The sequence below is a fragment of the Microbispora catharanthi genome (assembly GCF_006334915.2).
In the GTDB taxonomy this organism is placed as follows: Bacteria; Actinomycetota; Actinomycetes; order Streptosporangiales; family Streptosporangiaceae; genus Microbispora; species Microbispora catharanthi.
Genome location: NZ_VDMA02000005.1, coordinates 36556 through 50357, shown reverse-complemented (window position 1 = coordinate 50357; position 13802 = coordinate 36556). Strand labels below are relative to the sequence as shown.

Sequence of the window (13802 nt, the reverse complement as noted above, 5' to 3'; positions counted from 1 at the left end):
GGGGAGGCACATTCGGAGCTCAGAGAGGTGGGCATTCCGATCCCCTGTTGCAGCGGCGGCTGACATGGTTGGTCTGGAAGCGGTCACGTCCGCGGAGGTGGTGTATAGAGCCTGCCACCGCGTGATCCGTTTGTGCAGGTTAAGCGGTGAGGGCGCCGGGGAGTCGTTCCTGGTTCGGTGCGTCGCCGCAGATCACGCGAAGGCGTGCTTTGGCCAAGACGTCCAGGCCTATGTAGAGGCGGGCTTCGGTCTGTTCGGTGAGTACGGCGCCGGCGAGCCGGATGATGGCAGCGCGGTCGGGGAAGATGCCCACGACGTCGGTGCGACGGCGGATCTCCTTTCTGGCCGTTGGCGTTGGCCGCGGTACATGGACGCCGGAGGTCCATTGGACCGAGGTGTGGCCGCCGATGCTGACCCCCGCCTTGCTCCAGGCGTATTCGGCGAGCCCTGAGCAGTCGAACCCCTTGGTGCCGACGCCGCGCCCGATGCCGTAGCTCGGGAGGCGTGATGAGGGTTCCGTACTGGCGAGACGACCACGCCACCCCTCGGCGACGCTCGTGCGGTGCTCTTCGAGATGCCCGACCGGTCCGTGGACTGCCTGGTGACCAGCCCGCCCTACTACGGGCTGCGCGACCACTGCCCCGAGGAGTGCGGACAGGAGCCGACGCCCGTCGAGTCCGTGGAGAACCTCCGCGCCGCGTTCGCGGAGGCCCGGCGGGTGCCGGCTGACGACGGTACCTGCTGGCCGAACCTCGGCGACGGCTACGCCCGCGGCGTCGACCATGACCAGCGGCAGCCGGTCGTATGGCCTCACTCCCGTCGCAGGGTGCCGCCCAAGAACCTGCTCGGCAACGACATGGTGCCACTGGCCTGAGATCTGTCTGATGTGCCGGAAACAGCGACGTATTCCCAACTGACGATCATCCCAATAGGCTGGGTGTCTGCTGTCTTCACTCACCGGACTCGGGCAGGGCGAGATGGCCAACGGACCGACATACGGCAGGCTGATCGGTCGTGACTCTGAGCTCAGCCTCCTCGCGAGGGCCGTGTCGGGCGCGGCGGACGGAGCGCTACGGGCCGTGGCGGTTCGTGGCGACCCGGGGATGGGGAAGACCCGTTTACTCGCCGAGCTGGCCGAGCTGGCCCGGGCCAGTGGCTTCGCCGTCCATCACGGTCAAGCGACCGAGTTCGAACGTGACGTACCGTTCGGGGTCTTCATCGCGGCGTTCGAACCCCAGCCGGGTGATCCGAGCCGGGACGCGCAGGGTGCGCTGACCGAGTTACTGCTGGACGCCACAGGCCCGTCCGAGGCCCGGCGCGCGGGGCTCGGACGCTACCGGCTCTTCCAACGCGCGCGCCGGCTCATCGAAGACCAGGGGGCCGTCGGCCCGGTCGCCATCGTGCTCGACGACCTGCACTGGGCGGATCAGCCGTCTATGGAGCTGACCGAGTACCTGCTGCGCCGCCCGCCGCGGGCGCCGTTGCTGCTCGCCACCGCGTACCGCGCGGCCCAGGTGCCCGCGGGCATCGCCCGGGCCATGGCCGAACTCGGCGAGGCCGCCGTCCACATCGGTCTCGCCCCGCTGAGCGAGACCGACGTGGCGGCGCTGTTGCCGGAGGCGGACCGCGGCCGGCGACGACTGCTGTATCGCACCACCCAAGGAAACCCGCTCTACCTTCAGGTGCTCGCCGACGCCGGCGTGGAGACGCTGACCGCCCTCGCGGAGGCCGGTGGCACGGCAACCGGCGCACCCGAACGGGCACTGCTCGACGTACTCAGCACCGAGCTGACCGCCCTGACGCCGGATGTCCGGCAGGTGGCCTGTGCGGCGGCGGTGGCCGGAGAACCGATTTCGCTGGACCTCCTCGCGTCCATCACCCAACTGCCAGAGGCCGCCCTCGATCGCGCCATCGACTACCTGATCGGCGTGGGCCTGGTGGTCGAGGCCGACGCCACGTTCCGGTTCCGTCACCCCCTGGCCCGGGCGGCGGCGTACTGGATGTCCGGCGCGGCCTGGCGCTCGCGCGCACACGAACGGGCGGCGGAGTATCTGCGTGGCAACGGCGGCCCGCTGCAACTGCTGGCCCACCACATCGCACGATCGGCGCAGCACGGCGACGTGCAGGCGGTGCGAACGTTGGAGGCGGCGGCCTCGGCGGCACTGGACGCCGCTCCGTCCACCGCCGTCCGGCTGTTGCGGACAGCGATCCGGTTGCTGCCGGATGAGGCGGACCGGGCGTTGTGGCGAGTCCAACTGCAATGGGCACTGGGCCGCGCACTGGGCGTGACCGGCGATCTGGCAGCCAGCCGGCAGATCCTGCAGGAGGTGATGCGGGCGCCGGGGCCGCTGCGGATCGCGGCGGTGAGCTTCTCCTCGATGATCTATCGCCTGCTCGGCGACTACGACGAGGCGAGAGCACTTCTCACCACCGAGCTGACCCGGCCGCACGTACGGGACCGGTCGACCAGCCTGGCCCAGGTCGGGCTGGCCGCGGTCGAGTTGATGGGGCGGGAGCCGGGAAAGGCCCGGCTCGTGGCCGCCGACGCGATCCGGTCCCTGAGGGACGCGGACGACGAGGCGCTGGAATCAGCCGCCCGCACCATCCACGCGCTGGCCAGCCTGCGCGACGGCCACGTGGCACAGAGCCGACGCGAGACCGACCGGGCGGCGTGGCTGACGGACGCCATGACCGACGACGTACTCGCACCGCACCTTGAGTTGATCGCACCGCTGGCCTGGGTCGAGATCCACCTGCGACGTTACGACGACGCCTCGCGACATCTGCGCCGCGGGCTGGACATCGCCTACCGTGCCGGGCGTAGCCACAGCGTGCCGTACCTGCTCATCGCCTTGTCCGCGCTGAACGAGCGGCAGGGACGGCTGTCCGAGGCGATGACCGCCGCCGAGGAGGCCCGCGAGTCGTCCCGGCTGATCCACAGCCGGGAGACCCTGGCCATGTCCAGCATCCTGTTGCTGCGTCCGCTGTTGTGGCGGGACGGGCCGCGGGCCGCCCTGGAGCTGGCCGAACGGATCTCCGGGACCCGGCCCCGGTCCGGCTGGTGGTCCGGGCTGGCGCAGCTCGACCTCGCGCTGGTCTACGCCGAGGCCGGGCAACCGGACCGCGCTCTCGCCATGCTGACCTGGGAGGACCCGGGCGACGAGCCGACCACGACGTGCTGCCTGGCCCTCCAGGCGGTGATCACAGCCGTTGCCGGTGCCCAGTCCGAGGCCGGCCCGCTCGCCGAACAGGCCCTTTCCCGGGCGATGAAGTCGGGTCTGGCTCATCAGCTGGGGTCTGCGCATCGAGCGCAGGCGAAGGTGCTCATGCTCTCCGGGAGATCGAAGGAAGCGGCCGTTCACGCGGCACGGGGCGCCGACCATTTCGCCGCCGCCGGCGCGCCGGTCGAGGAGGGGCTCACGCGGCAACTCGCCGCCGAACTGTATGCCGCTCTGGGTTCGGTCGCGAAGGTCCGCAACGAGATAGGCCGGGCCAAATCCCTGTACGCCGCCACCGGGGCGGCCTGGCTTTCCGCCGCGTTGACCCGCGACGAACGCCGGCTGGCCGCCCGAGCGCCCCGGGGACGGCGCCAACCGGCCGGTCCGCTCTCCGCGCTCACCACCCGGGAACGGCAGATCGCCGACCTCGCGGTGGACGGGCTGACCAACCAGCAGATCGCGGAGCGGCTGTACCTGAGCCCCAAGACGGTGGAGGCTCACCTCTCGCGCATTTTCGCCAAGCTCGGTGTCCAGTCGCGCGTCACGCTCACCCAGCACCTGGCCGCGGACGCGCGGGCCGGGGACGACCGGGCAGCCGCCGGCCCGGACGCCGGATCGATGTAGGGGGTGCGGTAGGGAACCGCCCGATGCTAGCGACGGCCGCCGTGGAGCATGCTGCTGCGGCAAGCCACGCGATCACCGAGAGAGGTTCGCATGTCACCCTCCCGTGTGCCAAGACGTACCCGGGCATACGTCGTACTGACGACGTTGTTCGCCGCCCTGGGGCTGCTCCTGCCGGCCACTGTGGCCAGCGCCGATCCGATACCGCTGCCGAGTCGATCTCCGTTCTCGTTACCGACGTTCTCGCCGCTGCCGTCCGGCGCTCCGTTCCCGACGCGCCCGCCGCTACCGGTCCCGCTACCGTGCCCGCCGACCTGTGTCGACCTGGGACCGGATCCGTACGACGCGGTCGTCTACGGCGACAGCTACACCAGCGGTGAGGGTGCGAGCCACAACCACGCGTACGTGCCGAAGGCCGACGGTAGCGAGGACTGGACCCACAGGTCCGGTCTGGCCCCCTTCTACGTGGCCTGGGCGGCCCTGGAAATGGGCCGCAACCCGCTACGCAGGCTGACCCTCAGGTCGGAGACGATGGAGGCGTTCATCGGACGCGACCGGCTCTTCTTCCATGCTTCGTCCGGCGCATGGATCAAACACCTGGACGAGGCGCAGATGGAGAAGAAGGGCGGAACGGTCGTCCGTAATCCGCCACAGGCCCAGGACGTCCCGACCATGGCCAAGATCGCCTACTTCGGGCTCGGCGGCAACGACGCCGGTTTCGCCGACCTGGTCAGCACCGCGGCCGAGGCGTACCTGAACCCGGCCTCCGGCCGCTTCGGAGTGTTCCTCTGGCAGACCGACCAGGAGCAGTCGGTCGCCCTGGAGGTGGGCCGGCTGCAGTCGCGAATCGACCCCCTGCCGAACAAGGTCGCCCAGGGACTGGAGAGTGTCCGGGAGACCAACCCGGTGGCGGAGATCGTCGTGGCGCTCTACCCGCTGGGGGTCAAGGCGTCGGGCAACACCGGCATCGAGGAGATCACCGGCCACACCATGGACTTGATGTATCCCTTCGCGGCCAAGGTGAACCAGGCCATCCGGGACGGGGTGGCGCAGTTCCAGGCCAGCTATCCGAACACCAAGGTCCACATTTTCGACCCGAACACGGCCGGGCCGAACGGCACCAGCGTGGTCGCGGGACATGAGCTCGGCCAGCCCGACTCGTACTTCCAGGGCCTCGTGCGCCGCCCGGATGTGCTCTTTAGCGGCAAGATCTTCCAGTCGTTCCAGGAGAGCTTCCACCCGAACGAGCTCGGTGCGGTGGCCATCGGCAAGGCGCTCGCGACCTTCCTGGCGGCCAAGATGCCGGCCCTCTTCCCGCAGGGGCCGAACTTCGACCACCTGACCATCAACCCGCAGCCGTTGGCCGGCGCGACGCCGGATGAGATCCAGGCGGTCGGGCAGTGGGCGTACACCAACTCCTCGCAGCTCTGTGAGGAGACCGACATCGACAGCGTGTGCCGCGCCATCACCCCGACCGGCATCGTCCTGTCGACCGACCTCTGGTTCGACCCCAGCAGAGTCCTCCCGTTCCCCGGCGAGCCGGTTCCGGGCGGCCCTGACACAGGTTCACCCGGCGGCGGTGGCGGTGGCGGCGGGTCGACCTGGATCCCGGCCGACTACATTCCCAAGGACCCGTGCGACATCTTCCGGCCGGTCCGCTATGAGTTCTACACGGGGGTGCGGGTTCAAGGCGGACCGCTGCAGACTCCGACGGTCATCGACGGCCTCCTTTGGGCTCCCAAGAAGCCCAAGTGCGTCCCGGGCGTGGGACTGATCTTCGAGTAACCGCCGCCTCATCACAGCCACGCGCCGCCGCCCCGACCGGTTCCGTCGGGGTGGCGGCCGGCACGTCGGCGGCCGCGTCCTCGATGCGGCACAGCCGGCTACGAAGAAAATCGCGCGGCCTGACCACCACACCAACGGTGTCCGTCGAAGCGGAACAAGCTCACCTGGCAATCAGTTCAGCAGCCGCAGTGACGGCGCAAAATGTGATGCGGATCACTTCCGGCGTCACCCTCACTGGCGGTGGACGGTGTTTGAGATCGGCAATGAGTGTGCTGGCGGTTTCGCTGTGTGGCGATCGGGTGGGGACCGGAAGCCGTCCAACCTTGTCAGGACATCCAAAACATGGCCTGCTCGACATAATCACGCTCCCGGAAACTGGCGGCCATCACCGAGAGGGCAACCAATGGCCGGGTTATGTCGGGGATGAGGCGCTTCCGGCCGTTCTTCTTGGCGACGTCACCGCGTATGGTGCCGGCATCGCCGGCATCAAGGAGAGTCTGCGGACGGGCCCTGATGCCTAGTTCGGACAGCAGTGTGGCGATGACCCCTGCCTGCTCCCATCGCTGGAAGTGCCAATAGACCGTCTGCCAGGGCGGCAGGTCCGTGGGCAGGTATCGCCAGGGACAGCCTGATCGCACCAGGTACAGGATCGCATTCACGATCTCACGGCGGGGATGCTTCTCCGGGCGCCCGTCCATGCTGGGTGCCGGCAGCAAGGGTTGGACCTGTTCCCACTGCGCATCGGTGAGGTCGGAGGGGTAACGGCGAGGGGGCACACGCACATTATGGCGACAAATCGGACCAAGGAGAAGATCGTGCCGTCGTCTCCGGGAAGCCGATGACCTTTTCAAACATGCCTGGGAAAACTAACAGGCGGTAGTGACCATGCACCTCATGAGGGTGGTCCCGGGAGGGTCGATCACCCTCTTGAACGGGCCTTTTCCTTTTCTCCTGTCGTCCTGCCGCTTCAGCAGATGATCACACCCGGTTGATCTTGACGCGCGTTTCTATCGTCCGGCTGAATTTCCCTAATTGTGCTTTTTTCAATTCGCTGGAAGTGGAGTGTGCGTGACACCGTCACCCCCGGAAGCTGCTCAATTGGCTGAGCTGCCCAGACGGCCATGTCCGAAACGTCGCGGTATCCCATTGCTACGAACCGCGGTCCTGTTCGTCGCCACGAACATGGTCGTCGGACTGGCCGCCATCCCGTCCCGGGCAGAAGCGCCACTACCGGCCGCGCCTCAGAGTTCCGAAGCCTCGGAGGTCAGGGATAGCAGGCGTGCCGTCGACCGGGTGATCGAAGAGGCCAAGGCCAAGGCCCACAAGTCCGGCAAGAGGGTGGAGATCCCGGACCGCAACTCCGAGACGGTCACGCTGTACGCCAACCCCGACGGCAAGACGCTCCGGATGGAGCTGAACCTGGAGCCGGTCCGGGTCAAGAACGCCGACGGCGACGGCTTCACCCCGATCGACACCACCCTGGTCGAAGCGGACGGCGTCATCAAGCCCAAAGCGACCACGGGTGACCTGACACTGTCGGCCGGTGGTGACACGACGGCGATCAAGAGCAAGGACGCGAAAACCGCCGCACGCGTCGGTGGATCCCGCAAGCTGCCCAAACCGAACCTCAAGGGCAACACCGCGACGTACCCGTCGGCGTACGGCAAGGGCATCGACCTGGTCGTCACCGCCACACCGACCGGGTTCCGGCAGCAGCTCGTCATCCGGGAACGGCCGAACGAACCGGTGACCTTCCGCATTCCGGTGGATCTGCCCAAGGGGCTCTCGTTCGGTAAGGGCGACAAGGGCCAGCCCACGCTGAAGGGCAAGGACGGCAAGCCGTTCCTCGACATCCGGCCGGCGCCGCTGCTGGACGCGGTCGCCGCGGACCCCAGCGGTGACCTGGATGCCGCCAAGGTCGGCAGAGCGGCCGTCACCCTGGACGGTTCGGATCTGGTGTACAGTCCGGACCCGGCCTTCCTGGCCGATCCCGCGACGGCATACCCGGTGACCATGGCCGCCGTCGATGACGACTGGTATGAGTGTGAAATCGACACACCCTCCAGCACATACTGCCCGGACGGGGTGAGCGCGCCGTACGACGGCGAGCCGATGGACACCTTCGTCAACAACGCGGACTACCCCGACAGCTGGTCCAACTTCAACCTCGACCGGATCCTGGTCGGCAAGTCCAACAGCGGCAGTGTGCGCTGGCGCAGCTACATTCAGTTTCCGCTGCCCGCGGACGGCGACCCGTTCTGGGGCTCGACGATCGAGAACGCGGACCTGACGCTGTGGAACCACCTGTCCAGCGACTGTGGTCTCAGTGTCGGGTCGGGCGTCACCGCCCGGCGCGTCACCTCCGACTGGGACGAGCTGAACCTCACGTGGTCCAATCAGCCGTCGGTCACCAGCGTGGGCGCGAACACCGAGTTCGGCGCCTACAACAGCGCCAACTGCAGCGGGGCGTACGCCTACGAGTGGGACCTCATCCACTCGGTCAACGGAATCGTGCAGGCATGGGCGAACGGCGAGCCGAACTACGGCATCCAGCTCACCGCGGGCAACGAGTCCGACACCACGAACTGGCGGCGCTACCGCACCCGGGAGTCCACCTACCCGTACCCGGCGCACGCGCCCAGGCTCAGTGTGGACTTCGAGCCGCCGGCGCCTCCGCGCCAGGAGACGGTCGTCATCGCTGTACCGGAGCCCTTGGACACCGTGCCCTCCGACTACGACGAGGCGGTCGCGATGTCGACCCGTGCGGGGACGACGGTGGAGGAGTTCGCGACGATCGACGTACCCGACGAGGCAGTCGACGGCACGCTCGCCAACCATAACGGGATGGCGGACACGGTCGGCACCGACAAGCTCACCCCGGAGGACCCGAACGCTCCGGAGCCGGACGACACCGGCGACAGCGACGGCGAGGACGTCCTGGCCCCGCGGGTCCTGACCCACGAGCCCGCTGCCGGCGCGACCGAGGTCCCGCTCGACGCGGTGGTGCGGGTGACGTTCACCGAGCCGGTTGGTGGCGTGGAAGTCACCGTGCGGGCCGCCGACAACACGGATGTTCCGGGTTCGCTGGCCTACAACGACGACGACAAGGTCGTGACGTTCACTCCGGCCCAGCCGCTGGCGCCGGGGACCACGTACTCGGCGGAGGTCGCCTTGGCGGCGGACTCCTGGGATAACACGATGGAGCCATACTCGTGGTCCTTCCGGACGGTCGACGAGGCAGCCGGCCGTTGGACGTTCGACGAGGGGGACGGCCGTACGGCTGCCGACTCGTCCGGCAATGATCACGCCGCGAGCCTGAACGACACGGCGGAGTGGATCGCCGGAAAGAGCGGGAACGCGATCTCCAACGTGCCGTCGCAGGCACGCACCGCCGCCTCTGCAACGGCGGTCAAGCAGGGCAAGGCCGTCGAGGTCGCGGACGAGACGACCGCGACCAGCATCACGTATGCCCAGCCCGACGGGAAGACGTTCAAGACCGAGGTGACTACCGGTCCGGTGCGGACCAGGCAGGCCAGCGGCTGGGTGCCGGTCGACACCACTTTGGCCGAGCAGGGTGGCACACTGCGGCCCAAGGCTTTGGCTGAGGGCGCGGTCGTGGAGCTCTCCGCCGGTGGTACGGATCCGTTCGTGCAGATGACGGCCGACGGCAAGTCGTACGCGCTGCGCTGGCCGACTCCGTTGCCGAAGCCAACCGTCAAGGGGAGTGTGGCCACCTACACCGACGCCGCCGGTGCCGGGGCCGACCTGGTGGTGACGGTGTTGCCGACCGGGTTCCGGCATGAGGTGGTGCTGCGGCAGCGGCCGTCGAAGCCGCTGGAGTTGCGGATCGGCGTCGAAGACGAGGGCCTGACCCTGTCCGAGGGCAAGGGCGGCCGACTGCTGCTGAAGGGCAAGGACAAGAAGCTGGTCGTCGCGGGAACCCGGCCGATGGTGTCGGATGGCAGCGCCAGAGGCCTACCGGCCAAGCGAGGCAAGGCCAACGCGGACGTGGTCACCAAAAACGGCCGTGCGGAGCTGGTGCTCAAGCCCGACCAGGCGTTCCTGGCGGACACCGACACCGCCTATCCGGTGCGCGTGGCGTCGGCGGTCACGCTGCCCCTCGCCTCCGACATGGAAGTCACCACCTTCGACACGGCCGATTCACCCGCTTTCCCGGACACCCCCTACGTCATGGCCGGCACCATGAGCGGGTTCATCAAGTCGCGGGTGCACCTGCGGTTCGACACTACGGGCCTGCAGGGCAGCACGGTGACCGGCGCCACGCTGTCGATGAACACCATCGACAGCTACAGCTGCGGCGCCGCGCTCGCCCGAGGTATCCAGGTCGCCCGCCTGACCGGCGCGTGGAACCCGGACAACATCTACTGGGCGAACAAGCCCGCCTTCACCACCGAGGACGCCTCCACCAACTTCAAGGGCGTCACCTCCGACTGCCCCGTCTATCCGGACAGCATGGATTGGAACGTCACCGGCATCGTCCAGGACTGGGCCGCCGGAGCCGCCAACCACGGTCTGGTGCTCAAGTCGCCCGGTGAGGCGGACGTCGACAACTACCGGGTGTTCACCTCCTCCGAAGACACCGACTTCACCCTGCCGCCCAAGCTGACCATCACCACCAGCGGGCCCGCCTCGGCGCCGGCGGTCGGCGCCCTGACAATCACCCCCGCCCAGAGCGTGGACGGCGGCGTGGTGGCCACCTCGCTCACACCGCAGTTGGCCGCCATCGTCAGCGACACCGCCGGCGGCGATCTGACCGGCGCGTTCGAGATCGAGCACGACCCAGCCGCCACCTCCCAGGGCGCCGGCCAGATCTGGGCGGGCAGTTCGGCGGCCGTCGCCTCGGGCGGCCAGGCCACGGTCAGCGTCCCGGCCGGGAAACTGGCCGACGGGTGGAAGGTCCGCTGGCGGGCCCGGGCGGTCAACGCGGGTGCGTCGACCACGTCGGCCTGGTCGGACTGGCAGAGCGCGGCGATCGACGTGCCCAACCCCACGGTCGCCGCCTTCCAGGTCACCCCCTCCCAGGTGGTGGACGGCGGCACCGTGGCCACCAGCCTGACCCCGGCCCTGCGCACCACCGTCACCGACCCGGCCGCACAACCGCTGCGTGCCGAGTTCGAGGTCGAGCACGACCCGGCCGCCCCCGAAGGGCAGGGCACCGGCCAGATCTGGACCGGCGGCCTAGACAACGTCACCTCCGGCACTCAGGCGTCGGTGACCGTGCCCGACGGGAAGCTGGCCGACGGGTGGAAGGTGCGCTGGCGAGCCCGGGCGGTCAACACCGCCACCACGATCGGCTCACCATGGTCGGACTGGCAGAACCTGACCGTGGATGTGCCCGACCCGGTCTCCGAACCCGCCGTGAGCGCGCTGCAGGTCACCCCGTCCCAGCAGGTGGACGGCACCACCGTCACCCCCACCCTCACCCCGGCCCTGCTGGCCCAGATAAGCGACCCCGCCGGTAAACCGCTGCGCGCCGAAGCCGAAGTCGAGCACGACCCCACCGCACCCTCCGGTCAGGGCAGCGGCCAGATCTGGGCCGGCGCCGCCGACAACGTCCCAGCCGGCACCCAGGCGAGCATCGCCGTTCCGGCCGGAACGCTGGCCGACGGGTGGAAGGTGCGCTGGCGGGCGCGCGCTGTCTCGGCCACCGCCGCCTCGGCCTGGTCGGACTGGCAATCCTTCACCGTCGGCCTGCCCAAACCCACCGCCACCGGCCTGACCATCACCCCAGCCACGGTGGTGGACGGCGTGACGGTGACCACCACGGTCACCCCCACGCTGCAGGCCACCCTCACCCACCCGAGCGGCCAGGCCCTGCGCGCCGAAGCCGAGATCGAACACGATCCGGCCGCGACCGGTCAGGGCAGCGGCCAGATCTGGGCAGGCGCCGTGGACGGCGTCGCCTCCGGCACCCAGGCGAGCATCGCCGTCCCGGCGGACACGCTGACCGACGGATGGAAGATCCGCTGGCGCCTGCGTGCGGTCGCCGGCGGCGCGGCCTCGGCCTGGTCGGATTGGCAGCAGGTCACCGTGGACGTCGTCCAGCCGGGCGAGGAGCCTTTGGCCCAGACCACCGGACCGGTGATCCGCACCGACCAGAGCTTCACCGCCGCCGCCTGGCTGCGCTGGAGCGACAAGGACGGCGGCTACACCGTCCTGGAGCAGAAGGGCACTCACCAGGCGCCCTTCCGGCTCGGCAACACCGCCGAGCACGGTCTGGTCTTCACCTTCACCAGCGCCGACGCCACCGACGCGACGGTCGAGGGCGTCCTGTCGGGGGTCGAGCCGCCGATCGATGAGTGGTTCCACGTGGCGGGCACGTATGACGCGGCCACACGGACGGCCACCTTGTATCTGAACGGGACCCAGGCCGGAACCGCCCAGTTGTCCTTCCCCGTCTGGGACGCCCAGGCCCCGCTGCGGATCGGCGCGGCGATGGCAGGGAGCATGGACGAGACCGTGGCCTATCAGCGTCCGCTGTCGGCGGCCGGAGTCGCCGATCTGTTCACGCAGGCCCAGGCGGCCGCGGCTCCGGCAGCGCCGTCCGGCAAGGTGAGCCCGGCCCGTACGTCGTCCGGCATCACGACGAGCGCCTCTTCCACCGCCGCCGCGGATGACGGCAGCTTCTACAGGCGGGTCGACCTGGAGGACTGCCTGGCCCTGGACGACAACTACGACGGGGACACAGCGGACACCTACGTGACCTGGATGAAGGGGGAGTACGCCTTCGGCCAGTCCAGAATTCATGAATCCACCTACAACTACTGCTGGTCGTCCTACCTCTACGTCCTGGAGTTCGCCGAGAATCCGTTCACAGGCGGGATGGTGAGGGCCGCGAAGCGGTCGTTGCTCAAGAAGGCGAAGAAGAAGAACGGGCAACAGGTCGAGGTCGAGGACGACGACGCGTTCCGGTTCCGCGCAACCTGGGTCATGCACACCTACCTCGGTGGCACGGGAGGAAAAGAGTTCTCCGAGGGTCAGCTCTTCGCCCAATCATTCAAGGTGTTCACCCGCTTCGACCAGTTCGCGATCGTCGACGGCGACGGCGACGTGAAGGTGCCGTCGGGTGACCTGAGCGGGATCGAGATCGCATCCCACCCCGGCCATGGGTTGGGCGATTGCCGCTATCAGAGCGGATCGAGAAAGGAGCGGGACGTCTCCGCATGGCATGCCGCCCCCGACGCTGAATTCATGTTCGGATGGCCGGACGGTATCGACAAGAACCGTGCCCACCGGTGCGAGGTCGGCGTCGTCGCCTTCATTCCCGGTGAGGATGTGGGCACGGGCCTGGCCATTCCGCTCTGGAACCGGAAACTCGTCGACTCCCGCTTCATGCTCGAACAGGAGAAGATTCTCCGGCACGGCTCGGGGATTCCAGTCAGCGACTGGGACGGTGCTCCGTACACAGAGCTGGTGCCCGAGGTCCAGTGTGACTGGCAGAAGCTCGGCGGGCCGAAAATCCCCACCCGCATCGGAGGCTGCATCATCCCTTCGGTCCCTCGAGTGTTCGTGATGTCCAAGAGCAAGAACTCGGATTTCGTCGAGGTCATCAATCACATCGAGAAGGCGCTCAAGCAGCGGAACAACGCGGACACCGCCCCACCGAAGCGGCCGGGCCATGACTGGACCAAGCCCGAGCTGCCGCCCGCGAAGACCACTATCGCGCTTCCGGTGAACAAGGTGATCCCCGGGAACTGGGCGGATGTCACCAGCAAGCCACTGACCAAGGTGAACACGACCGACGCAACAATCAACCGGAGGCAGTTCTCCGGACTCCGGTTCACCACGGACGCGGGCACTACCGACGTGAAACGCTGGCCGAACGTTCCCGACGACTTCGTGGTGCCGCCTCGGGAGCTCGCAGGGGTGAACTACTGCAAATACTACTTCTATGACCAGTACGCGGTGACGAGGAGCTGGTATTACGGGGTCCCGAAGGCAGGATGGCTCAATTGCGATGAGTATCCGTTCGCCTCGACCAAGGAAGGTGCCGGCCGGCAGGACGGCAACTACTCCATTCGGGCGGTTTCCAAGGATGACAACATCATCCACGGAAGAGCTCTCAACAGGTTCTATTCCGATTACCGGGTCGTGCCCGGGGAGAAGTTCTGGGTCAAGGTCGTAAGCTAGTCGAGTCTGCGGGGTGGAGGCGATCGC

General features: G+C 68.4%; 5 protein-coding genes and 1 pseudogene. 4 read left to right on the top strand and 2 right to left on the bottom strand.

What is annotated here, in order from left to right; translation table 11 throughout:
* Positions 1–139: 139 nt before the first annotated feature.
* Positions 140–340, bottom strand: a pseudogene (locus tag FH610_RS10765) (transposase); the annotation flags it as partial.
* Between the two features lie 222 nt (positions 341–562).
* On the opposite strand from FH610_RS10765, the gene FH610_RS10760 reads away from it, so the two are divergent.
* The 3 genes from FH610_RS10760 (at position 563) to FH610_RS10750 (ending at position 5624) form a co-directional block, all read left to right on the top strand.
* Positions 563–874, top strand: coding sequence for a site-specific DNA-methyltransferase (locus tag FH610_RS10760; RefSeq protein ID WP_167538707.1), 312 nt, complete (start codon positions 563–565; stop codon positions 872–874).
* Positions 875–977: 103 nt separating this feature from the next.
* The gene (locus FH610_RS10755; protein WP_139574184.1) at positions 978–3842 is read left to right on the top strand and encodes a helix-turn-helix transcriptional regulator; all 2865 of its coding nucleotides are present in this window, start codon (positions 978–980) and stop codon (positions 3840–3842) included.
* 105 nt (positions 3843–3947) lie between these two features.
* Entirely contained in the window at positions 3948–5624 is a 1677-nt protein-coding gene (locus FH610_RS10750) for an SGNH/GDSL hydrolase family protein (protein ID WP_139574183.1), read from the top strand.
* Positions 5625–5950: 326 nt separating this feature from the next.
* On the opposite strand, the gene FH610_RS45145 is transcribed toward FH610_RS10750, so the two are convergent.
* Positions 5951–6400, bottom strand: coding sequence for a transposase (locus tag FH610_RS45145; RefSeq protein ID WP_161627973.1), 450 nt, complete (start codon positions 6398–6400; stop codon positions 5951–5953).
* Positions 6401–6917: 517 nt separating this feature from the next.
* On the opposite strand from FH610_RS45145, the gene FH610_RS10740 reads away from it, so the two are divergent.
* Entirely contained in the window at positions 6918–13775 is a 6858-nt protein-coding gene (locus tag FH610_RS10740) for a DNRLRE domain-containing protein (protein WP_161627972.1), read from the top strand.
* Positions 13776–13802 lie beyond the last annotated feature (27 nt).